This is a genomic window from Pseudomonas sp. A-RE-19 (genome assembly GCF_019956555.1).
Taxonomy (GTDB): Bacteria; Pseudomonadota; Gammaproteobacteria; order Pseudomonadales; family Pseudomonadaceae; genus Aquipseudomonas.
Genome location: NZ_JAHBDQ010000072.1, coordinates 160570 through 185683 on the forward strand (window position 1 = coordinate 160570; position 25114 = coordinate 185683).

Consider the following 25114-nt stretch of genomic DNA (forward strand, 5'->3'; position numbering starts at 1 on the left):
CTCTACGAATCAGAAAACCAGCCCCATCCGCCGTTCATAACCGATCCGGCCCTTGTACGCTTCACCACTGTCGACAAAGCCATACTTGGCATACAGCGCGATAGCCGACTCATTGTCCGCATCCACCGACAACTCCAGCCCTTTGATTTCCGGCCAGGCCTGGCGCGCAACGTCGGGCAGGGCTTGCAGGCAGGCTTTGCCATAACCTTTGCCCTGGGCGCGGTGATCGACTTGCAATGCGTGCAGGGTGGCGCTGTGTTCGTCGGCCCAGGCCGGCAGCACCGGCGGGCGCTTGAGCAGCAGGAAGGCCACCGGCGCATCCTCCACCAGCAGCGCAAAGCCTTTGACGCCAGGGCCGGGTTTGGACAGCAAGGTGTGCAACGCACCATGAATATCGCCGGAGAATCTGATTTGTTCAGCGTGGATTTCGATGGCCTCGACCTGTTGGCGCTGCAGGGCGTTCAGGCTTTCGTAAGGCACGAGTCGGGCTGTCACTGGAGTGTCCTTTTTCCGACGGGAATGAGCCTCGGATTCTAGCGAGTTTGCTCCCATGGATTATTTTTATTTCGGCTGTCGATTTGGCTTTTCGCCAGACGACTAAGGGTGTCTTCCACAAAAAAACCACGGAGAACCCTCATGAATACTCAGACACCAATCCATAACCTGATCGAGAACTATCGCCAGGCGGTCATCGCCAAGGACGTGGAAAAGGTCATGGCCCTGTATGCCGATGACATCGTCTCCTTCGACGCGGTCAAAGCCCTGCAATTCAAGGGCAAGGCGGCCTACCGCGCGCATTGGCAGGAATGCATGGAGATGTGCCCGGGGCCGCACATTTTCGAGTTCCACGAAATCGACATCGTGTCGTCGCAGGAGATCGCTTTCGCTCACTGGCTGGCGCATTGCGGCGGCACCAATGAGAAGGGTGAAACCCAGGCCTGCTGGATGCGCGTCACCGCCTGCTACCGGCAGGAAGCGGGGCTCTGGCAGATCGTCCACGAACACTGGTCGGCACCGTTTGACATGACGAGCGGCGCGGCGCTGTTCAACCTGGAGCCCTGATCGTCTAGCCTGATTCGTCGGGCTGTTTATCGGAAAGCAACGCCAAAGCTCCAATCAGCAGCCATAGTTGATCAGTTCGATCAGGGCAACGCTCCAAGAGATGGAGAACCCCTGAAATGGAGAGTCCTATGAAGTATTTATGCCTGGTCTACAGCGACGAGCTGGAATTGCACTCGCAGCCCGAAAGCCCCAATGACGCCGAGTGCATGGCCTACAGCGAGTCGATCCAGAGCAGCGGCCGGATGATCGCCGCCGAGGCATTGGAGTCGGTGCAGACCGCGACCACCGTGCGCATGCGCAACGGCAAAATGTCGATCACCGACGGCCCGTTCGCCGAAACCAAGGAGCAATTGGCCGGCTTCTACCTGATCGATGCCAAGGACCTCAATGACGCCCTCCAGATTGCCGGCAACATTCCGGCGGCTCGGGTCGGCTGCGTCGAGGTGCGTCCCGTTCGCCAGTTGAATCCCTGAATAACAATCACAACAGGAGTTCTTTCATGAGTCCGCAATCCGCCCAGCGAAAACCGGCCGAATTCGAGTTATCCATCAGTCGCCTGATCGATGCGCCGCGCAGCAAAATCTTCCGCGCCTGGACCGAACCCGCGCTGCTCGCCCAATGGTGGGGACCTCACGGCATGACCACGCCCGAGTGCGAAATGGACCTGTGGGTGGGCGGCCAGTTTCGCACCCTGATGCGGGCGCCGAATGGTGCCGAGTACCCGACCATGGGCGTGTTTCTGGAGATCGTCGCCCCGGAGCGTCTGGTGTTCACCGACGCTTTTCTTCCCGGTTGGATTCCCTCAGGCAAGCCATTCATGACCGCCGAAGTGACGCTCGAGGACCGGGACGGCAAAACCCTCTACACCGCTCGCGCCATGCACTGGAACGAGGAGGATCGCCAGGCACACGAGGCCATGGGGTTTCACGACGGTTGGGGGCAAAGCCTCGATCGGCTGGAGACGCTGGTGACTGAAGGCATGCCGGACTGATGCCTGGCGAGTCGGTACGGGCGCGAGTCGAGCAGGTCTACCGCGAAGATTCGCGGCGGATCCTGGCGACCCTGATCCGTCTGCTCGGCGATTTCGACCTCGCCGAAGAAGCGCTGCACGAGGCGTTCTTCGTCGCGGTCGAACGCTGGCAGCGTGACGGTGTGCCGGACAATCCGCGCACCTGGCTGGTGTCCACCGGGCGCTTCAAGGCCATCGATGTGTTGCGTCGGCGTGCGCGTTTTAACGCATCCAAACCGATGTTGATCGCTCAGCTGCAAGAGCTGGAGCAGGCTGACTGGAGTGATGAAGATGTGGAAGACGATCGCCTGCGGCTGATTTTCACCTGTTGCCACCCGGCACTGGCGGCGGACGCTCAAGTGCCGTTGACCCTTCGCGAAGTCTGCGACCTGACCACGGAAGAAATCGCCCGGGCCTTTCTCTCGGCGCCGGCCACCATCGCCCAGCGCATCGTGCGGGCGAAGGCCAAGATCCGTGACGCGAAAATCCCTTATCAAGTGCCCACCCTGACGGAACTGCCCGAGCGTCTCGACAGCGTGCTGCGGGTGATTTATCTGGTGTTCAACGAAGGCTACTCGGCGTCGATCGGCAGTGAACTGACCCGCGAAGACCTGACGCGAGAAGCGATTCGTCTCGGTCGATTGTTGATGGAATTGCTACCCGAACCGGAGGTGATGGGGCTGTTGGCACTGATGCTGTTGCATGAATCCCGGCGCCCGGCCAGGACCTCGCCCGACGGCGAGTTGGTTGTGCTGGACGAGCAGGATCGCTCGTTGTGGGACGCCGAGCTGATTGCCGAAGGCTGTGCACTGGTGGAGCGGGCGCTGACGACGCGGCGCTTCGGGCCTTATTGCCTGCAAGCGGCGATTGCGGCGGTGCACGCCGAAGCGGCCACGGCGGCGGAGACGGACTGGCCGCAGATTGTTGGCCTGTATGACGTGCTGCTGCGGGCCGTGCCATCGCCGGTGATCGAACTCAATCGCGCGGCGGCGCTGGCCAGGCGCGATGGGCCGCAGGCCGGACTGACGTTGATCGAAGGGATTCTGGCGCGGGGCGAATTGCTGGATTACCACTTGGCGCACTCGGCGCGGGCAGAGTTTTACCGGCAGTTGGGGAGGGTGGATGAGGCGCGGGCGGCGTATGAACGGGCGCTGGAGTTGACGCAGCAAGTGCCGGAGCGGCGGTTTATCGAGGGGCGGCTCAGGGCGTTGGAGTGATGTGATCTTGCGGGCCCTATCGCGAGCAGGCTCGCTCCCACAGTGGATCGATGATGTACGCAAAATTTGTGTCCGACAGAGGGCTCATGTGGGAGCGAGCCTGCTCGCGATGGCAGCACCGCTATTCCAGCATCTTGCCAAGCAACCAACTCCCCGCCGGCCCCGGTGGATGCAAACGCGACCACAGCGCATCGACGCACACCGGTTTCGGCCAGCCGCGCACATTCAGCTCCACCAACGAGCCGGCCCCGAACCGTCCCACCAGCCACCGGGGCAACGGCGCCCAGCCGAACCCGCCCTGGGCCATTTCCAGCAGCATCAAGTAACTCGGCGCCGACCAGACGCGCCCCTTCGCCCGACTTTCATACGGATTGACGATCGTCGCCAGACGCAGCTCACGGTGCTGTTGCAGCACGTCCTGATCGATTCCGCTCAGCTTCGCCAACGGGTGAGCGCGGGACACGAACAGGGCGATTTCCGTGCGCTCGTCCACCGTCGAACTGACCAGGTCTGGTGGGTAGCTGTCTTGCATCTCGGCGAAGGCGACATGCGCCCGGCCCCGTTGCACCAGCGCCACCAGGTCATCGCATTCGGCGATCAGGCATTCAAGTTCCAGGTCTGGATAACGCTGCTCGAACGCAGTGAGCGCTGCTTCGAAACGGTCGGACTGATAGGTGTCGGAAATCGCCACGGTCAGCTTTGGCTCGACGCCTTGGGACAGTTGGCTGGCGGTCATTTCCAGACGGCTGGTGGCGGCCAGAATCTCCTCGGCCCGTTGCAGCATGACGTGCCCGGCCGGGGTCAGGCTCGGCTTGCGACTGCTGCGGTCGAACAGGGCAAGGTTAAGGTCGATTTCCAGGCTGGCCACGGCGGCGCTGATGGTCGACTGACTGCGGCCGAGCTTGCGCGCCGCAGCGGAAAACGAGCCTTGGGTCGCCGCCTGGACAAACGCCAGCAGCACTTCGTGGGACGCCATGAACTATCGCCTTGATCGATGGTTATTGGTTATGAAGTATCGTTTCGATCACCGATCATGGCAACCACAGTCACTCAGGGAGCCTGGCCATGAACGCCAACAAATCCATCACTGAACGCATTTTCCAGGCCATCGGTTTCGAACTGCTGGCGATATTGATCTGTACCCCGCTGCTGGCCTGGATCATGGACAAACCCATGCTGGAAATGGGCGCGGTGACCATGGCCATTGCAGCCCTTGCCCTGGCCTGGAACGTGGTCTTCAACGGCCTGTTCGACCGCTTGCTCAAACGCTATTCCATCGTGCGTAACGCGTGGGTCCGCGTGGTGCATGCGCTGTTGTTCGAAGGCGGCCTGGTCGCGTTTGGCGTGCCGTTGATTGCCTGGTGGTTGAAGGTCAGCCTGTGGCAGGCGTTCCTGCTGGACATCGGCGTGCTGCTGTTTTTCCTGCCGTACACCTACGTGTACCACTGGGGTTATGACGTGGTGCGTGAACGGCTGTTGGTGCGCAGGGCTTGTGAGGTTTAAAAGCAAAGATCGCAGCCTTCGGCAGCTCCTACGCCGATCGGGTACAACCATAATCACGGATGTACGCCGATCGGCGTAGGAGCTGCCGCAGGCTGCGATCTTTTGATCTTACGGGGCAGAGCGTTCATAAGTCGGATCTGAACAACACCCCATAAGACCTGTAGGAGCGAGGCTTGCCCGCGAAGGCGGTCTACCAGTAAAAATCATCGTTGAATGTGAAATCGCCTTCGCGGGCAAGCCTCGCTCCTACAGGTGCTGTGTGGTCAGAACAGCTTGGTGAACAACCAATACAAACTACCCGACAACACAATCGCCGCCGGCAGGGTCAGCACCCAGGCCATCAGCAGGTTGCGGATGGTCTTCATCTGCAAACCGCCACCGTTGGCGACCATGGTCCCGGCCACGCCTGAAGACAACACGTGAGTGGTCGATACCGGCAGGCCGAACATGTCGGCCGCGCCGATGGTCAGCATGGCCACGGTTTCCGCCGAGGCGCCCTGAGCGTAGGTCAGGTGCGTCTTGCCGATTTTCTCGCCGACCGTCACCACAATGCGTTTCCAGCCGACCATGGTGCCCAGCCCCAGGGCGATGGCCACCGCGATTTTCACCCACAGCGGAATGAACCGTGTGGCGTTGTCGATCTGTTGCTTGAACAATTGCAGCTTGCCGGTGGTGTCGGCGTCGAAGTTGCCAGCCTTGTTCTTGTCCATCAGGCGAATGGTTTCGCTGGCCAGGTACATGTCATTGCGCACGTTGCCCATCGCTTCGGCCGGTACTTTCGACAGCGAGCCATAACCCTTCACTTCGTTACCGATATGGCCCGCCAGTGCGGCGAGAGCAGGAATCAGTTGCGGGTTGGTTTCCTTGTTGCGCATGTAATCGGTCAGTACCGGGCGTGGATCGGCGGGTGCCGGCAGCGGCGTGTTTTTCATCAGGGCCTGCTGGGTAACTTCAGCCACTGCGGCGAACTGCAGGGTCTGGTCCGCCGGCATGGTGCGGTTCAGCGCATACGCCATCGGCAAGGTGCCCACCAGGATCAGCATGATCAGGCCCATGCCTTTCTGGCCATCGTTGGAGCCGTGGGCGAACGACACGCCGGTGCAGGTCAGAATCAACATGCCGCGAATCCACCACGGTGGCGGGGTGTTGCCCTTCGGTGCCTTGTACAGCGCGCGATTTTTGACGAAGGCGCGTAACGCCAGCAGCAACAGCGCGGCGAACGCGAAACCGATCAGCGGCGACAGCAGCAACGCGTAACCGACCTTGGTCGCCTGAGCCCAGTCCACGCCGCTGGTACCGTCACGGCCGTGCATCAGGGCGTTGGCCACGCCGACACCGATGATCGAGCCGATCAGGGTGTGCGACGAGGACGCCGGCAAACCCAGCCACCACGTGCCGAGGTTCCACAGGATCGCGGCGATCAACAGGGCGAAGATCATCGCGAAACCGGCGGAGGAACCGACTTGCAGAATCAGCTCCACCGGCAGCAGGGCGATGATGCCGAACGCCACCGCGCCGCTCGACAGCAACACCCCCAGAAAGTTGAAGAACCCGGACCAGGCCACCGCGAAATTCGGCGGCAAGGAGTTGGTGTAAATCACCGTCGCCACGGCGTTGGCGGTGTCGTGAAAACCGTTGACGAACTCAAAGCCCAAGGCAATCAGCAGCGCGACGCCCAACAGCAGGAACGGCGTCCAGGTGGTGACCACCGTGCCGAGTTCGCTCATGTCGTGCATCAGGCTGTAAGCGGTGAACAACAGCCCGCTGCCCAGCACCGCAAAGAACAACACAATGGTGAGCAGGCCGGGTTTTTTATCGAGTTGCGGCTTGGCACTGCTGGCGGGAACCTGGGCAGCGGCGGTGAAGGAAGGCGTAGCCATGCCGGACAATCCTGAGCAGAGAAGGAGTGTCTCCCATGATCGTTGCTAAATATTACAGAGAGGCTGCGCTGGATCAGTGTTTGGTTTTTTTGCAGTCTTAAAGCGCAGAGGCAAAAGATCGCAGCCTTCGGCAGCGCCTACAGGGATCGTATTTCAAAGGTAGGAGCTGCCGAAGGCTGCGATCTTTTGATCTTAATAATCCTGGCGCTTGCGAAACGCCCAGCGCCCGGCAATCAGGGTAAATGTCGCCACCAATGCCACCAGAATCCAGAACCCCTCCGGATCACCGGAAAGCGGCACGCCACCGACGTTCATGCCGAAGAAACCGGCGATGATGTTGATCGGCAGCGCCAGCACCGTGACCACGGTCAGGGTGAACAGCGTGCGGTTGCTCTGTTCGTTGAGGTTGGCGGCGATTTCTTCCTGCAACAGCTTGATCCGTTCACCGAGGGCCGTGAGGTCGTTGATGATCAGCGCAAACTCCTCGGTGGACTTGCGCAGTTCCTTGACGTCCTCCTTCTGCAACCATTGCGGCGGGCGATTGAGCAGGCGCAGCAACGAGCCCGGCTCCAGCGCCAGCAACCGTTGCAGGCGCACCAGCACCCGGCGGTTGGCACCCAGCTCAGCGCGGTTAGTCGACAGTCGCGAAGACAGCAACTCATCTTCGATCTGATCGACGCTGAGGCTGGTCTTGCGCACGATCTGCGTCAGCACTTCGCCCTGATCGCGCAGCAAATGCACCAGCAGTTCCAACGGAGAGCGAAAGCATTCACCGGCCTTCACCGAAGAGCGCAGCTTGTCCACCGAGTGCAGCGGTTGCAGGCGCGCGCTGATGATCAGCCGACTGCGGGCACAGACCCACAGCGTCGAGACATCCGATGAGACCATGCTGCTGAGGTTGAACACCACGTCGTTGACCACCGCCAGCAACGCCGAGTCCACATGCTCGATGCGTGTCGAACGAGAGCCTTCATGCAGCGCTTCGAAAAACTCGTCGGGCAATGCCAGATGGCTTTTCATCCAGCGCTCGCACGCGGCATGGGCCAGGTTCAGGTGCAGCCAGAGGAATTCGTCACTGTCGTCTGGTTGTTGCAGGCAATGCAGCGCCCTGGCCGAATCGATCTCCCGGCCGCGCTCGCCGGGGCGAAAACTGAAACCGTAAAGCAGGCCGAACAGGTCTGAGTCGCGATGGCGCTGGTCGATGCTGTGATTCATGAGGTCTCGCTGTGAGGGGGACGCCTGTCGCGGGTTTCACAGGTTCACTTGAGCCCCATCATCGCAACGTATTTTGAAGGTTTTGTGACGGTTGAATCGGGCTGCAAACCCTTCGTCTTACCGATGGTCGGAAGGGGCTCAAGAAAGGCTCTGGCATGCCGATGACGCTGATGTCGATCTTCCGATTCTGGTGGTGAGCCAGCGTCGCTGACAGGGATGTCCAGACACCTTGCACGCCTGTAAGTCGTGCTTCATCCCTGTCATGAGATATCACTCGATGTTTTTGCAAAAGTCCCTGAGAGCGCAAATCCTCGCCCTGTTGAGCGGCAGCCTGTTGGCGATGTTGCTGATCGCTTTGGCCTGCTTTCACTTTCTGTCCAACGGCGTTCAGAACTACGCGAACCTGATCGAAGGCCCGCTGCACACCTCGCAATTGATCGATGAAGCCAACCTGCAATTCAAGGTGCAGGTTCAGGAGTGGAAAAACGTCCTGCTGCGCGGCAAGCAACCAGCGGACCTGGACAAATACTGGAAGCAATTCGAGGACCGCCAGCGCGACGTACAGGGCATCCTCGCTGAGCTGGCCGGGCAGAAGGGCATCGAGCCGCAACTCAAGACTCGCATCGAACGCCTGCGTGAAGAGCATCGTGTATTAGGTGCGGCGTATCAGAAGGGGCGTGATGCCTACGTGGCGGCCGGTGCCGACCCAACGGCCGGCGACAACGCGGTCAAGGGCGTGGACCGTGCCGCCAGCGAGCAGATGAGCGAGTTGGTCAGTGAGTTGCGCAAGCAGGGCGCCGAGCAATCGACGTTGATCAGTGCCAGCGCCGATCAGACGGTGTTGCTGGGGATCATCGTGATGTTGGTGTCGGGGCTGTTGATTGGCCTGTTGAGCCTGTGGCTGGTCAACCGCAACCTGGTGGAACCGATCCGCAAACTGATCGACTACGTGGCACAACTCAGCCAGGGGCGCTTCGCCGAACGCGTAGCCAGCACCCGTCAGGATGAGTTGGGCAACCTGGCCAAAGCCGCCAACACCTTGCGCGATTTCCTTGCTGAAACCTTCAGTCGTTTGCAGCGCAGTACGACCGATCTGGACAGCGCCAGTGGCGAGCTGAAATCGATTGCCAGCCTCATGGCCAGCGGCACCAACGAGCAGTTCAACCGCACCGATCAGGTGGCCACGGCGATGAACGAAATGTCCGCCACCGCGCAAGAAGTCGCGCGCCACGCGGCCGACGCGGCACGCGCGGCCGATGATGCCGATCAGTCCGCTCAGCAGGGCGAAAAAGTCATGCAGGGCACCATTCACACCATCACCCAAATGCGCGGTGAAATCGCCAATACCGCCACCGTCATCCGTCGTCTGGAAGCCGACAGTGGGCGCATCGGCAAGGTGCTGGAAGTGATTCGCGGCATCGCCGAACAAACCAACCTGCTGGCGCTCAATGCGGCGATCGAAGCGGCCCGTGCCGGTGAAGCCGGGCGCGGTTTTGCGGTGGTCGCCGATGAAGTGCGCAGCCTGGCCCAGCGCACGGCAGCGTCGATCATCGAGATCAACCAGATCATTCAAACCGTGCAAACCGGTGCGGTGGACGCGGCTCAGGCCATCGAAAGCGGCCAGTCGCGCAGTGAGGAAAGCGTCGAGCAAGTGACCCAGGCCGGCGCCATGCTCGAGCGCATCACCCATGCCGTGGAAGCCATTCGCGACATGAACCGCCAGATCGCCACCGCCGCCGAAGAACAGACCTCGGTGGCCGAAGACATTTCGCGCAACCTCACCGAAATCACCAGCATCGCCAGCACCAACCTGGACAACGTGCAGCGCACCGAAGCGGCCAGCCACAATCTGCATGGCTTGTCGGGGCAGTTGAATGAAGTGACGGCGCGGTTGAGCGCCTAGTGAAATGGGCTATGTACCGGTTTGGTTACCGAGTCGGTACACAGTCACTCTCAAGTTCGTGCCGTGCCCGTCGATGACGGATTTACCCAAACGCCACATTGGATAAATCCCATGGTCAGCATCAGCTCCGTTTCGATCAACCAGACCCTGTCGACCCCTTCAAGCAAAACCGCGATCAGCGACAGCACCGAAGACACCTCAGTCGCAGCGACGACTGAGGCGTCCAGCGACACCACCAAGGTTGCCGCTGGCGGTGCACCTGCGTCGAGCGACAGCAGTTCCAGCAGTAGCGAATCCGATACGGTGAAAGAGTTGCGCAAGCAACTCGCCGAGCTGCAAAAGCAATTGCAGGAACAACAGCAGCAACTGCAAGCGGCCCAGGCCAAGCAGGAAAGCGCTGAAGCCAAAGCTGCGAACGTCGCGGCGGCTCAGTCGCAGGTTGCGGCCACTTCGGCTTCAGTGCAGACGGTAACGGCGTCGTTGTTGCAGGCGTTGCAGGATGAGGGGGGCAGCACGTCGGGCTCGGTGGTCAGCACCACCGCTTAAGTCCGTGGCGGCAAGCTGAAGGTAAACGTCGTGCCTTGTTGCTCGGTCGATAGCACTTCCAGTTTCCCGGCATGGGACTGCGCAATCTGACTGGCAATGTACAACCCCAACCCGAGGCCGGCCTGCGGTGTTGTGCCGGCTGGTCGCGAGTAGGGCTGGAACAGGTGCGGCAGCGCATCCTCGGCAATCCGCCCGTGGTTTTTTACGCTCAGCACAAAGTGTCCTTCCTTGACCTGCGCACTGACCTCGATCGGGCCATCGGGAGTTCCGTGGACAACGGCATTCGCCAGCAGATTGGAGAGCAATTGCGTGACCCGTTCGCGGTCGCAATGGATGTCGCTCAGGTCGCCAATCGACGACTGAATGATGCGTTTAGGGTGAATGCTCTGGATCTCGGAAATCACATGCCGTAATGCATCGCCCAGGTCCGGGCACGGTTCGATGTTCACCGGAATGCCTCGGCCCAGTGAACCCCGCGCAAAGTCCAGCACGTCGTCCACCAGTTTGGTCGCCCGTTGGGCGCTGGTGAGGATGTGTTGGGCCCGTTGCTCATTCGCCGGGTCGGACAGTTTGCGCAGGAGCATTTCGGCGCCGGCGCTGATGGCGAACAAGGGGTTGCGCAGGTCATGGCCGAGCACGGCGATGAATTGTTCGCGCAGTTCGGCGGTTTGGCGTTCCTTGATCAGCGCCGCTTCAGTGCGCTGCAGGTTTTCTTCGGCCTCGATCTGCAGCGCGAGCATCCGGGCGAACGATTCCATGGTGCTCTGAATCGTGCTGGACTTGAGCGGCGCAGGATCGGGATCAAGGGCGCAAAGGGTGCCGAAAAAGCGTCCGTCGGTGCGCAATATCGGCACGGCAATGCAGCTTTCGAATGGATAGGTGCGGGGCGTGGGGGGATCGCGGTAGAGCGGGTCTTCACTGGCCTTGTCGATGACCACCGAGTGGCCCTGGCGGATTTCGTGGCACAGGGTGGAAACCAGCTCCAGTTCACCACCTACCTGCAAACCGAAACCCAGTCGATCGAGCACCGCACAGGCGGTCCAGGTGTTTTCGGTAACACGGGCCACCGCCGCGAACCGCAAGCCAGTCAGCTCACTGATCACCTGAAGAATTGCCGGCACCGCGCTGATCCGGCTGATCGTGGCGATGTCTGCTGCCGCTGTTTGCCCCATATCCGTCGTTCTCTACTTCAACATGCCGAATGGTCTGGAGGGATTCTAGCGGGCTTGCGCGAAATGGCGCGACTTCGTTCGTCACTTCCGCGGATGGGCTGACGCCGAACGCAAAAAAGCCGCACGACCCGAAAGTCGTGCGGCTTTTTTGCAGTTCAATCACGAGTCTTGTTTGTTGCTCAGTACCTTGCCGGTGGTGGCATCAAAGTCCACGTCCCACTCGGTGCCGTCAGCCCTGCGCAGTTCAACTTCATATTCATAACCGTTGAAGTGGTTATCCAGGTCGGTGTCGGTAATCGTGGCACCCGGGTGCAACTTCAGGGCGGCCTGGTTCAGTTCTTCCAGGGGTTTGATTTTGCCACTCTTGACCAACTCAGGGATCTGGTCGACACGAACGTCAGCCTGGGCCAGGCCAGCGGTGAGGGTCAGGGCAGCAGCGGTGAACAGGGCAGTTAAGGTTTTCATTAAGTTCTTTCCTTGGATGAACTGTTTAAGTGCGATCAGGTTAAACAGCGCAACTTAATTCACCCTTAATTGCTCGTGGCGTCGGCTTAAAAGCTTCGCGGGCAAGCCTCGCTCCTACAGGTTACGTGGCGATCACCATATTGTGGTGTAACACTAACTTGTGGGAGCGAGGCTTGCCCGCGAAGCAGGCGCCACGGTCTCGAATCAATACCCGTTGTTCTGCAACAACTGCGCAACGCTCGCCGCTGCCGGACGCTTATAGAACTTCAGCAGTTCGCTGGCGCGGTTGGTGAAGATGCCATCGACGCCGGCATCCGCCACTTTCTGATAGTCCACGGCATCGTCGATGGTGTAGACGTGTACCAGCAGGCCCTGATCGTGGGTGAACTGGTTCATCCAGGGTTTCACCAGGTCCGAATAGCTCTGATCGCCACCCTTGGTCAACGCAGCCGAAGGCCCGGTGCCGATAGCGCCCTGGGCCTTGGCGTACTCGACCCATTGCTGGAATTCGGCTTTGTCTTTTGGCTCCTGCCTGGCGTAGTAGGTCGCTTTGTCCTTGTCACCGGACTCGGCGAAGGTCACTTTGGATTTCGGCTCGATGCTGCCTTCGCCCACCCACAACAGCAGGATTTTCGGCACTTGCGGCATTTCTTTCTCGAGCAGTTCGAGGCTGCTCTTTTCGAAGGTTTGCAGCACCACTTTGCCTTTGCCCTGGCCGACCGCCAGTTCGCTCTTCGCCAGTTTTGAGCCGGTCGGGCTCAGCCAGCCGCGATCCTGGAGCTTATCCTTGAGATCGCGTTCGATGCCGGGAAACTGCTTTGGCTCTTTGGTCTCGATATACAGGCCAGGCTTGTGCAGCGGATTGCCTTGGGCGATGTCGATGATTTCATCCAGGGTCAGGATCTTCAGACCCGCGTAGGACGGACGCGCGCGATCCGGGTAAGCGCTGTTGAACCAGCTGCCGGCATCCAGGGTTTTGAGTTCGGCGATAGTGAATTCGTTGGCGGGGCTGTCCTTGCGCTCCGGGAACTTGGTGGCGACGTCGGTGGTGCGTTGCAGGTTGTTGTCGTGCAGGGCGAACAGCACGCCATCCTTGCTGCGTTGCAGGTCCATTTCCAGGTAGTCGGCACCCAGATCGCGAGCCAGTTTGTAGGACGCGGCGGTGGATTCCGGTGCATCGAAGGATGCGCCACGGTGGGCAATCACCGCCGGGTGCGGAATGCCCAGGCGGGTCGCCAGAGCGGTGGGGCTTGGCTCGTTGGCGGCCTGTGCCTGGCCGAGTCCGAGCATCAGGCTCAGCAGCAGGGCGCTCTTGGTGAAGGTGGCAGGCATGGTCGAAGTCCTTTTGCGTTAGATTTTCTAAGACGTCTCTTTTAACAACTGAACGCCGCTTGCGCTATCGCAAGACCGACATAAACGTGTTTAAAGCAGATCTTTTCTGCGCTTTTGTGCGGTTCTTTGCAGTACTCTTGGCCCCGGCTATTTCCCCGGCAGAGGGAAATCCGTTCGCTTGCCCTGCGTGTAAACCATCGATCACCGGTCCTTTACGACCTTCTGTGAGGTTTATCATGCGCATCACTTCCCAGCTCATTTGCCAGGCCGCCGACCAACTCAAAGGCTTCGTCGGCCTCAATCGCAAGACTGGCCAATACATCGTTCGTTTCAGCGAAGACTCGTTCGGCATGGACGTGGCTGATGACGGCATCATCCCCACCAGTGAATTCGTCTGGGTTCCCGGCCCCGAGCAGGCCATGACGCTCAAGCGCGAACTGATTCAGTTGCTGCTGGACCAGAACATCGACGACCGGATCAACATCACTGAACCGTTGCGGGTGTACATGAATCGGCGGGAAGTGCCGCAGATTACGGCGGTGAGGAGTTTGGTGCGGGGTTGAATATTGCGGTGATTTGGCTGGCCCCATCGCGAGCAGGCTCGCTCCCACATTGGTTTTGTGATCGACACATAATTAATGTGGGAGCGAGCCTGCTCGCGATGGGGCCTAAAGCACACCGCAACTGTTACTGCTCAAACAGATACGCCCGCTCAACCCTGCACACCCGCGTATGACACGCCGCATACCAGGTCGAACGCCCGCGCTCACGAATCGCGCTGTGCTCAGGATGGTGTTTCCAGGCCAGGATCGCCGCTTCGCTGGCCCAGTAGGACACCGTAATCCCAAGCCCATCCGCACCCCGAGCCGACTCCACGCCAAGGAAGCCGGGTTGCTCACGGGCCAGTTCCACCATGCGTTCGGCGGCCTGTTCGTAACCATGATCGCCGTCGGTGCGCAGCGAGGTGAAAATCACTGCGTAGTAGGGGGTTGCAGGTGTCTGGGCGATCATGGTTTTTGCCTCGCACAGGCCTCGATCAACGCCCGGACCAACGGCGGCAAAATGCCCATGAGCGCGGCGCGTTCCGGTTGGAACAGCGTCGCGACGAAGAACGGATGACCCTTTAGCTCCACCGCCCGCATATCCCCCGCTGAATCGTGGCCAACGGCGTGCAACTGTTGCTTCAGGAGCTCCCGTTCAAACTCGGGATTCACGCCATAACGGCAGTGATATCCCTCACGAATCTCCGCGCTTTCGTACGCCTTGGCGATCAACGAGCCTTCAACCAAGTGAATGCTGTCGACCGCCTCCACCAGCGAACAGGTCAGCGGCGTGAGTAACGCCCGCGTCGCCTCGGGCGAGGTCTCGCCGTGTTCGGCATCTTCCCAACCCAGAACATTGCGGGCAAATTCGAGTACCGCGTGCTGAAAGCCGCCACAAGTGCCGAGGAACGGTCGCTGCTGCTCACGCGCAAAACGAATCGCCCGTAGCGCGCCGTCCATGTCGCGATAAGGGCTGCCGGGTACGCACCAGAAGCCATCGAAGTCATCCAGTGGCGTCTCGGCGTTGATGCTGTCGGTGGCCAGCCATTGAAACTGTATGTCCTTGCCTGAGTGTTCGGCGGCCATGCCGAGGGCGACGGGAATGGCTTGGTGGGCGGTGACCTGAGGGTCGTGATCGCCGATCAGGGCAATGCGGATGGCGCTGGTTTCCATGAGTGATCTCGACGCTTGTTGATTCCTGGCCCCCACTATAGATTGGCGTTCACGCAATCAATATTGGCGTTATCCCAAGTGATCAATGCAGCGACGCACTATCGATTGGACTACCCGGACCTGTCCCTGATCCTCGCCCTGGTGCGTGGCGGATCTCTGGCGCGGGCATCGGCGTTGTTGAAAGTCGACGTCTCGACGGTGTTCAGAGCCGTCCGCCGACTGGAAGCCGCGCTGGGCCAGCAACTGTTCGAAAAGAGCCGCGCCGGTTACCTGCCGACCACTCTGGCGCAGACGCTGGCCGAGCAGGCTGAACGCGCCGAACAAGCGCTGGAGGCGGCGCGCATTGGCGTGGAGCAGGGCGGTGAAATCATCAGCGGCACGGTGCGCCTGACGTGCACCGATTCAGTCCTGCAAAGTGTGTTGTTGCCGGCGCTGGCGCGGTTCATGCCGTCCTATCCGGCGCTGACCATTGAACTGTGCACCTCCAACGACTTCGCCAACCTCAGCCGCCGCGATGCCGACATCGCCTTGCGGCTGACCCGCACGCCCCCCGAACATTTGGTGGGTCGGCGTCTGGCGGATATTTCCTACCGGGTCTGTGCCAGCACGGCGTATCTGCAATCAGTCGATTCCCACGACCTGGCCGCTTTGACCTGGATTGCCCCGGACGACTTTCTGCCTGATCACCCCACCGTCGCATGGCGGCGTCAGCAGTTGCCCGGTGTGACACCCGGTTATCGCTGCAACAGCATGTTGTCGGTGACTGAGTTAGTGCGCGCCGGGCTGGGTGTCGCGGCGTTGCCGGACTTCCTCATCGGTGAAGGCCTGCAACCATTGACCGAGCCTTTGCACGGTTACGACACCGCACTGTGGTTGCTGACCCGCCCGGACTGCCGTGCGTTGCGCTCGGTGGTGACGTTGTTCGATGAGTTGGGGCGGGCGCTGAAGTGGCCTTGAGTCGGATCACGCCTTCGGCGGCTCTTTGCCTACGAAGTGTTGATGCATTTCCGAGGTCAGGCTTTCGATGCGCTCGGTCAGGGTCTTGGTGATTTCGGTGAGCCGAGTGTTTTGCTCCAGCAGTTCCAACAGTTGCGCGGTGTGTCGCGCAGCCTGAGCCTGACGATCGCTGTTGGCCACGGCCAAGGCTTCACGATGTCGCGCATCGGCGTCTGACTGGGCCTTGTCCCGCGCCGCTTGACGCGTCTGGGCCAGCAGAATCAGCGGCGCGGCATAGGCCGCTTGCAGGCTGAACGCCAGGTTGAGCAGGATGAACGGGTACACATCAAAATTTGTCACGCCGAACACGTTCAGGCACATCCAGATCACCACAATCAGGGTCTGGGCGCCAAGAAACATCGGTGTGCCGAAGAACCGCGCAAACGCCTCGGCGCGCAGGGCAAAACGGTCGGTACCGAAAGTGGGTGCCAGATGAGCGTGGGGGCGATGGAAGCGCAGGTGATCGACGGGGCCGGTAGGTTCTATATTGGTTTCGCGGGTCGGGGTGCTCATGGTGCTCTCTGCATGGCGCTGGGACTGAGCACACTATAGCGCCAGCACCAGTTTCATTCTGAAACACATTTAGGTGTTTCTACTCAGAACGACCGGTCAGCGATAAAGCGGCGGACATTGTCATTTCTTGCAGCTCGACTCAGAGCTCATAACAGGCCAGGAACATGTCCAGCGCCGACTCCACAACGGTGTGCTGCATCTCAGGTGACAAGCCTGGCTGGCCCATGGATACCTGCGGCCAGAACGCAAAGGACTTGAGCAGTCCCTGGACCTGTTGCGCGGCGAACTCGGGTGCGACCGGTCTCAATAGGCCATCGGCCTGGGCAGCGCGAATCCACACGGTCAGGCCTTCTTCGCGCTCACCCATACGGGCGACCATGTTCTGCGCGCGCTCGGGAGAGTGGATGGTGGCGGCGATCGCCACTCGCGCCAGGTCGAGAAAATTGTCATCGGCCAGCATCTGCAGTTTCGCCTGCAACATCTGGCGCAACTGATCGCGCAGGGGCAGGTCAGGGCGGTAGGCCGTTTCCTGTTCAGCCGTCACCCGCGCCCACAATTGATTGAGAATTTCGGCGAACAACTCTTCCTTGCTCGGGAAGTGGTTGTACACCGTGCGCTTCGATACACCGGCGGTGGCGGCGATCTTGTCCATGCTGGTGATGTCGAAACCGTTGGCACGGAATTCGGCAATCGCTGCCTGAATGATGGCTTCGCGTTTACGGTCGGTGAGGCGCTGTGGAGCTGTCATAAATACGCTTCGAAAGGAAAAATCGGAGAATTACACTCGGCAGTTTACTTGTGATCGGCTTTGATGCAACCTTGAAACTACACTGTGCAGTGTAATGTTTTGTTAATCCTGCCCAGTAAAATATAGAATCTGCGGCTGATGCGTGCATGCCTTGGCCATTTATCGTCCCAAGCAAGAAATCGCCAATGTGCGGTTTTCTGGAGTCATTCAGTCATGGCCACTTCAACTTCCCCAGCGGATAACGCCTCAACGCCTGAAGCGTCTCGACAGGCTCAAGGGCAGTACCGAAACCATGTGCCGGTGCAGCGCGAAGGCTTTCGCAAAACCATGCGCATCATTTGGAACATGATCTTCCACAAGCCACGGGACACCCGTCCATCCACTCCCGTTCCGGTGCAAACCCTGACCCAGGCAGAGTTGATCGCCGCGCCCAACCACAGCGTCTATCGCCTCGGCCATTCCACGGTTCTGCTGAAACTGCGAGACAAATTCTGGATCACCGACCCGGTCTTCGCCGAGCGCGCCTCACCGGTGCAGTGGGCCGGCCCCAAGCGTTTCCACCAACCGCCGATCAGCCTCGAAGACCTGCCGCCGATTGAAGCAGTGATCCTGTCCCACGATCACTACGACCACCTCGATTATCAGGCCGTCCTCAAACTGGCGGACAAGACCCAATACTTCCTCACGCCGCTGGGCGTGGGCGACACCCTGATCAAGTGGGGCATCGACGCCAGTAAAGTGCGCCAACTGGATTGGTGGCAGGGCACCGAGGTCGATGGCCTTCAATTCGTCGCCACCCCTTCGCAGCACTTTTCCGGTCGTGGCCTGTTCGATGGCAACAGCACCCTTTGGGCGTCGTGGGTGATGATCGACGGCGACACGCGGATCTTCTTCAGTGGCGACAGCGGCTACTTCGACGGCTTCAAACACATCGGCGAGCAGTACGGCCCGTTTGACCTGACGCTCATGGAAACCGGTGCCTACAACGTCGAGTGGCCTCACGTTCATATGCAGCCCGAACAAACCCTGCAAGCGCACCTCGATCTTAAAGGTCGCTGGTTGCTGCCGATCCACAACGGCACCTTCGACCTGTCGATGCACACCTGGTACGAACCTTTCGACCGTATCCTTGCATTGGCGTGGGAGCGCAGCGTATCCATCACCACTCCGCCCATGGGCGAGGCATTTAATGTGAGGTATCCGCAGCAGGGTCGCGCATGGTGGCTGGGGCTGGACGATGCAAGCGATCAGGTGCTGCCTCAGAACGCTTGACGGTGTGCTGCCGGGCCGCTTGCCAGGATAGCGGCCCGGGCTGCGCCATTGAGCTAATTGCGTTCGCCCACCTGCAGATCCGGGTATTCCGAAATCTTTGCGATGGTTAAATCGCGAAACTTTCCATGGAGTATTTCATCCAGTTCTTCCAGAGACAGCCCGAGCCTTTGCGCGGCCTGAGCCCTGGTCAACTGACCGGCTTCCAGAAGCAGGCCTATCTTCATGACGTATTCGGCTTTGGCCCGCAGTTCACCAGCGTCGGCCGAGTTCGTTGTGTCATCGACACCGCAATGACTTTCGTCGTTTTCATTCATTCGCTGAAACCTCACTCAACCATCGCATAATCCGCACGACCCACCGGATCCGGCGTCGACCCCTTCACATTCATCCCTCTGCCCGGCGCAAATCCCGGAAAAAACACCAGACCTTCCGACTCAAACCGATACGCCAACGCCAGCCGGGTGACATCCAGCACATCACGCTCCGCTTCGAAACGCTGGATGGCATCAACGGAAACCCCGGACGCTTCAGACAACTCTTCGACACTCCAGCCCAGCATCGCTCGGGCCTGGGCGCAGTGGGCGGGGGTGAACTGGAAGAGGGCGATACGTTCCAGGGTAATTTTCATCGCAAGAGAGGCCATGGTGTTCTCCGGGCTCGAGAGTGCTGATTTAAAATGTACTGTGTTTTTGTACAGTTGTTTTTGGCCCGGATCAAACTCATTTTTTGATTTGTTCTATTTCGCCCCCTCCAACCAGACAGACGGTGCCTGCCCCAGCACACGACGAAACATGGTCGAGAACGCCGCCGGGCTGTCGTAGCCAAAATCCAGGGCAATCCGCGTCACCGGCGTGCCCACCGCCAGCCGCGCCAATGCCAGCACCACACAGGCCTGCTGCCGCCATTGGCTGAAACTCAGGCCGGTCTGTTGGCGGAACAGGCGATTGAACGTACGCAGGCTGACATGCAACTGATCGGCCCATTGTTGCGGCGATTGATGAGCGTTCGGTTGCTGGAGAAACGTCTGACACAAGCCAAGCAGCCGCGAATCGACAGGCAGCGGAATGTGCAGCGGCAAGTGAGCGCTACGAGCCAGTTCATGCAGCAGCAAATCAATCAACGCACCGTCGCGCCCGGCCTCGTCGTACTCCAGCGCAACCTCCACCGCCTCCATCAGCAAATGCCGCATCAACGGCGAAACACTGATCACCTGGCAGCACTCGCCCAGATCAACCGCCCCCGGTTCGATATACAAACTGCGCGTGCTCACCCCCAGCATCAACACCTCATGCGCCACCCCCGGCGGAATCCACACCGCCCGTTGCGGCGGCACCACCCAATTGCCGTCGTGCGTGCTCACCTGCATCACCCCCGTGGCGCCGTACAACAACTGCGCCCGCCGGTGGGTATGACGCGGCAACAGCTGCCCGTCGGGGTAATCCGTGCCAATGGCCACCACCGGCCGTGGTGTGGCGTCCAGCAGATCAATCGAAACATTGCGCATCGAGCGGCCTCCAGCGGTTGGCGTAAACGCAAACATTATTGGCTGACTTGCTGAAGCGGGCCAAGCCCAAATATCAGTAAGTTAAGAGCAATCCATGTGGGAGCGGGCTTGCTCGCGAAAGCGGTGTGTCAGGCGACATCAATGTTGACTGTGCCGCCGTCTTCGCGAGCAAGCCCGCTCCCACATGGATACTTAACTTACCGGCGATAGACCAAGCCCCAGCGCTCTATCGTCGGCCACTCTCAACCAACGGACGATGTGCGATGTTCTTCTACCTCTTGCTGGCACTCTTCGGCTGCATGACCGGCATCACCGCCGTGCTGTTCGGCTTCGGCGGCGGCTTCGTCGTCGTGCCCTTGCTGTACCGCATGCTCACGGCCAGCCACGGCGCTGACGACCCCATCGGCCAATCGGCGATGCACATCGCCGTGGCCACCTCGACCTGCGTGATGATCGTCAATGCCCTGATCGCCACCGGAAAACATCACCGCGCCGGTAACCTCATTCGCCATTACGTGTGGCCGTTGGGCGGGTTCATCGGCCTGGGCGCGATCGTCGGAGCCGTTGCAGCGATGTGGGCGAGCGGCGAGCTGATCCGTTTTGCCTTCATCGCCTACCTCGGCGTGACCATTCTGGACTGCCTGTTCCGACGCGGTTTTCTCACACAGTCCGACGCCGTAATCCCACGGCGATTGGGCAGGGTAGAAGTGACTGGCGGCGGTGTAGGCATCGGCACCATCGCCACGTTTCTCGGCGTGGGCGGCAGCGTCATGACCGTGCCGTTGCTGCGGCGTTGTGGGTTGAGCATGTCTCAGGCGACGTCCATGGCCAATCCGTTGAGTCTGCCGGTTGCGGTGGCCGGGACGCTGACTTACATGGCCATGGCGGGGGTTGCCGAATTTGATCTGGGGGCGTGGTTTGTCGGTTATGTGGATGTGCTGGCGTTTGCGGTGCTGACGGCTGGGTCGTTGGTGGGGATTCGGCTGGCTACGCCATGGATCGGGCGGATACCGGATCGGGTGCATGCGCGGGTTTATATAGGTTTGCTGGTGGTGGTGATGCTGAGTATGGCGATGAAGTGATACGTGCGATGAGGCTCGATTCCCCCCTGCAACCTCGCCATAATCCGTCCTCGTTCAACCTGCGCCGCATTCAATCTGCCCGGCGCAGCTTCCGACTCATTCAGGGATCGATCAATGCTCAAAGGATTGTTACGTCTGGCACCAGTCGCCGTGCTGTTACTCATGCTGTGTTCCATTGCTCATGCCGAGGATGGGAGAAGAGTGTTTACCGGCACCCTGGGCAAGATGCCGATCGTGCTGGAACTGAATACTTCTAACGCTGAAAACATAAGTGGTCGCTATTTCTATCAGAAATACCGCAAGGACCTGGTGCTCAGTGGCATCAAGGATGGAGAGATGCTGGTACTCGATGAGGGTGAACAGCGTTACGGAGAGAAAGCACCTCGGCCTCAAATTCATCTGAATATCGAGCCCAATAGATTTTGGGGGGATTGGAGCAACGATGAAGGAAAAACTCTGAAGATAGAGTTGGTGGAAGCCAAATTGCCGGTAATGCCCGCCGGTACTCTGCCTTACCTAGCCAAACTCCATGAAACCGAGCCGTACGAATATCTGCGCCTTCAAGGCATGAAGCTCAAACAAGGAAAGACAGAAACGTTCAATGGCTACTCACTGCAATGGTGGAGCGAACCGCAAACAAAGACGACGCTGTTTGAAGTCGTTTCGGGCTACACCGCCGAGGAGCGTCAGCGGATCAATCAACAGTTGATGGGGCGCTTGTGGCTGGAAGTAGTGGGTTATTACGGATGTCTCGCCGGCGGTGGCGTGAATTTCTATCACCAAACGATCAAACCGTTGTTGATGACGCCTTCGGTCATCAGCGTGAACATCGGTACTGAGTACAGCTGTGGCGGCCCTTACCCGGATCAGAACGATGTGCCGCTCAACCTGGATGCCAAGACCGGCAAGCCTTTAGTACTTGAAGATATTCTTTGGGTGGGAGAGGGGAAACCACTGCATTACGAAGAGCTCTACGGTGAAAGCGATCAGTCACCTGACACGTTCACCGCGTTTTCTGCGTACCGCTCCAATGAGTTCGCGCCATGGTTGGTGGCCCAGCTCAGTAAGCTCTATCCGGATCAAATGACCAGTGATGAAGACTGTGCCTACAGTGATGTCGATCCGTGGCGTTTCCTGTCTTGGCATTTCGCCGAAAACGGCATCAAGCTAGAGCCATCATTTCCTCATGTAGCCGCTTCGTGTGGGTATGTTGAATGGAGCGTTCTGCCCTACAACCTCATCAAACAACACCCCGGCGGCGTAGCGCTGCAACTGCCCTGAGGCGAATTTACTTGTCCGCCAACCCTGGCGCTTCCCGAATAATGAAGTGATCCAGGTTCTCAATATTCGCGCTAAACACCCCGAACGTCTGTTCGGGGTTTTTCTTGCTCGGCACCTGCTTCAACTCCGGCGTCACGCCATAAAAGAAGCAATACAACTGCGCCTCACTGTCGACGGCGTGCTTGATCTCTTCCAGAAACGCTTTGCGCTTGCGGTAGTTGTCGATCAGCTTCTTGCTCAAGTAAACGTTCACCGAGTAAGGCTTCTTCTTCGCCTCGTCCGGTTGCTTGAACCAGACCTTCTGTTCGAAATCGATGCGAAAGCTCTGCGTGTAATCCTTGATCTCCTTGATCTTGCCCCAGTAAATCAGCCCCTTGTTGTCCTGCAGATATTCGATCTTCTTGAAGAACGACCCATAAGGCGCCGTGTGCTCGCCAATCTTCAGCGGCATGCGCTTGAGCAGCTCCTTGTCCTCGAAGTTCGACACAAAACACTCCACCGGATGGGCGAAGACACTGGTCTTGTCCGGCGCCGACTCCCGGCTCGGATGCTCGACGTTACTGGCCGCTGAAGGCAATCGCGGCTCATCGCGCATAACATCCGCCGCCACCGCCGGGCTGGACGGCTTGCGCACATACTCACGCCGAGTCAGTAACAACTCCGACGGGAAATGTTCCTCCCGACTGTCATCCGTTTCCGCACCATCCGCCTCCAGCCCCGACGCCGGCGTCTTCAGACTGACATAAGGACAACCCTCGACATGCCGCGTGCTGGGAATGTTCTTGAAGTGCGGCGTGCGCACGTAATTCACATTCTTGGCGTTGAACGTCCCCAACACGTTGGTCGCATCAAACGCCGAACGGCAGGCATCGTTGGGGCACTGGAAGTGCTCCTTGGCGGAATCGAACTCCATGGTTTCGTCGAAATTCAAATCGCGCACGTCATAGATCGACAGCTTGTCGTCGAGGCTGAGGCAGTAGGCGAGGTCGAATTTCATGGCGGGCTCGGGTCCTTGAGTGGGGAAGGGTATTAATAGCGGGAGGCGAGGCGGGTTGCACTGACTGTTTTCAACACACCGCAAATTCTGTGGCAACACACCAAACCTGTGGGAGCGAGCCTGCTCGCGATTCCCAAAATCACCACAGCCATCAAGCCTAGCGCCACAAATCACATGCAGCTCAATTACTCGGGTTTCAGTCTCTTCACCCTTGTATAAAGCGAGGCAGTAAATTCATCCCGGTCGCTCGAATGGTGACAACGTCGATGACAGTTCGGGCATAGAGCGACTGCGTTCCTTGGACGATCCGAACCTTTACGAACCAAAGGCTTAACATGATGGACTTCAAGGTATGGCGATCCATCAGCACACAGAAAAGGAGCTGCTTGATTACATCCCTCGCAGAAGCCTTGAGACTGCTTCAATACCCAATCAGTGATCCTTCGTGCCCGCGAATACCTAATGGTTGCGGAGCTGGTCTGGTTGGGATTCAGAATGCCTTCAGGTGCATCATCAAATTGAGGTGTCTGAGCCTCTAACAGCCGATACGTAAAGTGCTGGCTGGCTCGTGTTGGTTTTTTGCGAAATGCTTCGATATCTTTTTCGGCAAGGATCTTTCGAATTCGGTTACCAATCCCGGTGCCGACGTTTTTTGCAGATACATAGCCAACAATGTGGCTCAGACCCATTTGTTCCATCACGGCGGAGATGTTCTGCATGCGGTACTCAACCGACGAGGCGCTACGCTTGCTCAACGGTCCTTCGCGTAAAAGACGATTCTCGTCAGCCTTCTTGAACGTTTGATTGCTCTGCTCGAGACTCAACATCTTTAGATAGGCATCAACCGAAGCCTCAAGCTCCTGATCATCCCAGCCCGTTCTTTCTTTTGGAGTGTCCATACAATCGCCGAGGGTTGAAAACCCTCGGACGATACTGAGTGGCCATTACACCTGTCTACGAAAATTCCTACAGAAAAGACCGACGTATCGCTCAAGCGATCCTACAAATGCACCGTCGCTCTAACCCACCGAATGCTTCGAAGACTGGAACACCTCCACAACCTTCCGCCACCAAGGCTTAACCACCGGCACCCGCCGCCGTGTGCGATTGAGCAACAGATAAGGCATGTCCCGCAGCCGAATCCAGCCTTCATCCTGCCAATGCAACAGACTCAATGACATCTCCGGCCAATCCAACAAACTCAACATCGGCCGATCCGTGTTCTTCGACTGCCCCGCATCACGCAGAGCTGGCACCACTTGATGAGTCAACCACTCACGCAATAACCGATTCCCTGGCGCGTAGTGATAGACCAGCAATGCATAAACACCGGACTCGCTGAGCATCAGCCGTGTCTCCGGTTGGCCGTGGTATTCAATCAACAGCGTATGCCGCTGATCTTCATCCAGCTTGCTGACGACACGATCATTCAGATGGAAGCCCATTAAGCGACCCAAATCGCGGGCGCAGAACCATGGCTGGTTTTCCAGGAGGAGGGCGTGAAGGTGCAGATTATGACGGGTGAATACTGTGGGGATGAAGGGATCAGACATGGCGAGCCTCCAGGGGTGGAAGCGCATAGACAACGAAGCGGCTAAAGCAGATTTCCTTCGGAGAGAAGGAGACATTTTTAGGCATATCCTTTACCTCTGTGTGATGTCAGCTTTCTTAGGGCTGGGTGCCGGGAGTTAAGAAACCCCAC

General features: G+C 59.1%; 29 protein-coding genes. 12 read left to right on the top strand and 17 right to left on the bottom strand.

Annotated features, from left to right (window positions below; genetic code table 11):
- Window positions 1-9 precede the first annotated feature (9 nt).
- Window positions 10-495: a GNAT family N-acetyltransferase gene (locus KGB14_RS28180; RefSeq protein ID WP_223490939.1), complete on the bottom strand. Its 486-nt coding sequence runs from the start codon at window positions 493-495 to the stop codon at window positions 10-12.
- Window positions 496-636: 141 nt separating this feature from the next.
- Between KGB14_RS28180 and KGB14_RS28185 the strand changes: the two genes are divergently transcribed.
- The 4 genes from KGB14_RS28185 (at window position 637) to KGB14_RS28200 (ending at window position 3288) form a co-directional block, all read left to right on the top strand.
- The gene (locus KGB14_RS28185) at window positions 637-1062 is read left to right on the top strand and encodes a YybH family protein (RefSeq protein WP_223490941.1); all 426 of its coding nucleotides are present in this window, start codon (window positions 637-639) and stop codon (window positions 1060-1062) included.
- Window positions 1063-1190: 128 nt separating this feature from the next.
- Window positions 1191-1535, top strand: a complete 345-nt coding sequence (locus KGB14_RS28190) for a YciI family protein (protein WP_223490944.1) — start codon at window positions 1191-1193, stop codon at window positions 1533-1535.
- 26 nt (window positions 1536-1561) lie between these two features.
- Window positions 1562-2053 carry an SRPBCC family protein gene (locus KGB14_RS28195; RefSeq protein WP_223490946.1) on the top strand — a complete coding sequence of 164 codons (492 nt, stop codon included), beginning with the start codon at window positions 1562-1564 and terminating at the stop codon, window positions 2051-2053.
- Window positions 2053-3288: an RNA polymerase sigma factor gene (locus KGB14_RS28200; protein ID WP_223490949.1), complete on the top strand. Its 1236-nt coding sequence runs from the start codon at window positions 2053-2055 to the stop codon at window positions 3286-3288. The genes KGB14_RS28195 and KGB14_RS28200 overlap by 1 nt, the downstream gene beginning before the upstream one ends.
- A 121-nt stretch (window positions 3289-3409) precedes the next feature.
- Here KGB14_RS28200 and KGB14_RS28205 read toward each other — a convergent pair whose 3' ends face one another.
- Window positions 3410-4264, bottom strand: a complete 855-nt coding sequence (locus tag KGB14_RS28205; RefSeq protein WP_223490952.1) for a LysR family transcriptional regulator — start codon at window positions 4262-4264, stop codon at window positions 3410-3412.
- 89 nt (window positions 4265-4353) lie between these two features.
- On the opposite strand from KGB14_RS28205, the gene KGB14_RS28210 reads away from it, so the two are divergent.
- Window positions 4354-4791, top strand: a complete 438-nt coding sequence (locus tag KGB14_RS28210) for a multidrug/biocide efflux PACE transporter (RefSeq protein WP_223490963.1) — start codon at window positions 4354-4356, stop codon at window positions 4789-4791.
- Window positions 4792-5054: 263 nt separating this feature from the next.
- Here the strand turns inward: KGB14_RS28210 and KGB14_RS28215 are convergent, their stop codons facing one another.
- Both KGB14_RS28215 and KGB14_RS28220 read right to left on the bottom strand, forming a co-directional pair.
- Window positions 5055-6671, bottom strand: coding sequence for an inorganic phosphate transporter (locus tag KGB14_RS28215; RefSeq protein ID WP_223490966.1), 1617 nt, complete (start codon window positions 6669-6671; stop codon window positions 5055-5057).
- A gap of 192 nt (window positions 6672-6863) precedes the next feature.
- On the bottom strand, window positions 6864-7886 hold the full coding sequence (locus KGB14_RS28220) for a transporter (protein WP_223490969.1): 1023 nt from the start codon (window positions 7884-7886) through the stop codon (window positions 6864-6866).
- A 277-nt stretch (window positions 7887-8163) separates the two neighbouring features.
- On the opposite strand from KGB14_RS28220, the gene KGB14_RS28225 reads away from it, so the two are divergent.
- The gene (locus KGB14_RS28225) at window positions 8164-9789 is read left to right on the top strand and encodes a methyl-accepting chemotaxis protein (protein WP_223490972.1); all 1626 of its coding nucleotides are present in this window, start codon (window positions 8164-8166) and stop codon (window positions 9787-9789) included.
- A gap of 111 nt (window positions 9790-9900) precedes the next feature.
- A complete protein-coding gene (locus KGB14_RS28230; RefSeq protein WP_223490975.1) occupies window positions 9901-10335 on the top strand; it encodes a hypothetical protein in 435 nt (144 codons plus the stop codon).
- On the opposite strand, the gene KGB14_RS28235 is transcribed toward KGB14_RS28230, so the two are convergent.
- The 3 genes from KGB14_RS28235 to KGB14_RS28245 form a co-directional block, all read right to left on the bottom strand.
- A complete protein-coding gene (locus tag KGB14_RS28235) occupies window positions 10332-11507 on the bottom strand; it encodes a GAF domain-containing sensor histidine kinase (RefSeq protein WP_223490977.1) in 1176 nt (391 codons plus the stop codon). The two genes, KGB14_RS28230 and KGB14_RS28235, sit on opposite strands and share 4 nt — an antisense overlap.
- 159 nt (window positions 11508-11666) lie before the next feature.
- Window positions 11667-11972, bottom strand: a complete 306-nt coding sequence (locus tag KGB14_RS28240; protein WP_223490985.1) for a PepSY domain-containing protein — start codon at window positions 11970-11972, stop codon at window positions 11667-11669.
- 204 nt (window positions 11973-12176) lie between these two features.
- Window positions 12177-13304 (bottom strand): glycerophosphodiester phosphodiesterase, encoded by a 1128-nt coding sequence (locus KGB14_RS28245; protein WP_223490987.1) that lies wholly within the window; start codon window positions 13302-13304, stop codon window positions 12177-12179.
- 236 nt (window positions 13305-13540) lie between these two features.
- Between KGB14_RS28245 and KGB14_RS28250 the strand changes: the two genes are divergently transcribed.
- Complete coding sequence (locus KGB14_RS28250) at window positions 13541-13867, top strand: DUF2025 family protein (protein ID WP_223490989.1); 327 nt, start codon at window positions 13541-13543, stop codon at window positions 13865-13867.
- Window positions 13868-13991: 124 nt separating this feature from the next.
- Here KGB14_RS28250 and KGB14_RS28255 read toward each other — a convergent pair whose 3' ends face one another.
- Window positions 13992-14315: an antibiotic biosynthesis monooxygenase family protein gene (locus KGB14_RS28255; RefSeq protein WP_223490991.1), complete on the bottom strand. Its 324-nt coding sequence runs from the start codon at window positions 14313-14315 to the stop codon at window positions 13992-13994.
- A complete protein-coding gene (locus KGB14_RS28260; RefSeq protein ID WP_223490993.1) occupies window positions 14312-15019 on the bottom strand; it encodes a CTP synthase in 708 nt (235 codons plus the stop codon). Before KGB14_RS28260 ends, KGB14_RS28255 begins: the two co-directional genes overlap by 4 nt.
- Window positions 15020-15034: 15 nt before the next feature.
- On the opposite strand from KGB14_RS28260, the gene KGB14_RS28265 reads away from it, so the two are divergent.
- Window positions 15035-15976, top strand: a complete 942-nt coding sequence (locus KGB14_RS28265; protein WP_223490995.1) for a LysR family transcriptional regulator — start codon at window positions 15035-15037, stop codon at window positions 15974-15976.
- A 6-nt stretch (window positions 15977-15982) separates the two neighbouring features.
- On the opposite strand, the gene KGB14_RS28270 is transcribed toward KGB14_RS28265, so the two are convergent.
- Window positions 15983-16528: a DUF1003 domain-containing protein gene (locus KGB14_RS28270; protein WP_223490997.1), complete on the bottom strand. Its 546-nt coding sequence runs from the start codon at window positions 16526-16528 to the stop codon at window positions 15983-15985.
- 139 nt (window positions 16529-16667) lie between these two features.
- A complete protein-coding gene (locus KGB14_RS28275) occupies window positions 16668-17276 on the bottom strand; it encodes a TetR/AcrR family transcriptional regulator (protein ID WP_223490999.1) in 609 nt (202 codons plus the stop codon).
- A gap of 213 nt (window positions 17277-17489) precedes the next feature.
- Here KGB14_RS28275 and KGB14_RS28280 point away from each other — a divergent pair, with 213 nt between their 5' ends.
- Window positions 17490-18548 carry an MBL fold metallo-hydrolase gene (locus KGB14_RS28280; protein ID WP_223491001.1) on the top strand — a complete coding sequence of 353 codons (1059 nt, stop codon included), beginning with the start codon at window positions 17490-17492 and terminating at the stop codon, window positions 18546-18548.
- A 53-nt stretch (window positions 18549-18601) separates the two neighbouring features.
- Here KGB14_RS28280 and KGB14_RS28285 read toward each other — a convergent pair whose 3' ends face one another.
- The 3 genes from KGB14_RS28285 to KGB14_RS28295 all read right to left on the bottom strand — a co-directional run bounded on the left by KGB14_RS28285 (window position 18602) and on the right by KGB14_RS28295 (window position 20052).
- The gene (locus tag KGB14_RS28285) at window positions 18602-18862 is read right to left on the bottom strand and encodes an XRE family transcriptional regulator (RefSeq protein ID WP_223491003.1); all 261 of its coding nucleotides are present in this window, start codon (window positions 18860-18862) and stop codon (window positions 18602-18604) included.
- Window positions 18863-18873: 11 nt separating this feature from the next.
- Entirely contained in the window at window positions 18874-19191 is a 318-nt protein-coding gene (locus tag KGB14_RS28290; RefSeq protein ID WP_223491005.1) for a helix-turn-helix domain-containing protein, read from the bottom strand.
- Between the two features lie 93 nt (window positions 19192-19284).
- Window positions 19285-20052, bottom strand: coding sequence for an AraC family transcriptional regulator (locus KGB14_RS28295; RefSeq protein WP_223491007.1), 768 nt, complete (start codon window positions 20050-20052; stop codon window positions 19285-19287).
- A gap of 263 nt (window positions 20053-20315) precedes the next feature.
- Here KGB14_RS28295 and KGB14_RS28300 point away from each other — a divergent pair, with 263 nt between their 5' ends.
- Window positions 20316-21134, top strand: a complete 819-nt coding sequence (locus KGB14_RS28300) for a sulfite exporter TauE/SafE family protein (RefSeq protein ID WP_223491009.1) — start codon at window positions 20316-20318, stop codon at window positions 21132-21134.
- A gap of 114 nt (window positions 21135-21248) precedes the next feature.
- Window positions 21249-22415, top strand: coding sequence for a hypothetical protein (locus tag KGB14_RS28305; RefSeq protein WP_223491011.1), 1167 nt, complete (start codon window positions 21249-21251; stop codon window positions 22413-22415).
- Window positions 22416-22422: 7 nt separating this feature from the next.
- On the opposite strand, the gene KGB14_RS28310 is transcribed toward KGB14_RS28305, so the two are convergent.
- The 3 genes from KGB14_RS28310 to KGB14_RS28320 all read right to left on the bottom strand — a co-directional run bounded on the left by KGB14_RS28310 (window position 22423) and on the right by KGB14_RS28320 (window position 24965).
- Window positions 22423-23412, bottom strand: a complete 990-nt coding sequence (locus KGB14_RS28310; protein WP_223491013.1) for a hypothetical protein — start codon at window positions 23410-23412, stop codon at window positions 22423-22425.
- Between the two features lie 185 nt (window positions 23413-23597).
- Complete coding sequence (locus KGB14_RS28315) at window positions 23598-24311, bottom strand: HNH endonuclease signature motif containing protein (RefSeq protein WP_223491015.1); 714 nt, start codon at window positions 24309-24311, stop codon at window positions 23598-23600.
- 120 nt (window positions 24312-24431) lie between these two features.
- Window positions 24432-24965, bottom strand: a complete 534-nt coding sequence (locus KGB14_RS28320) for a Bro-N domain-containing protein (protein ID WP_223491017.1) — start codon at window positions 24963-24965, stop codon at window positions 24432-24434.
- Between the last annotated feature and the right edge of the window lie 149 nt (window positions 24966-25114).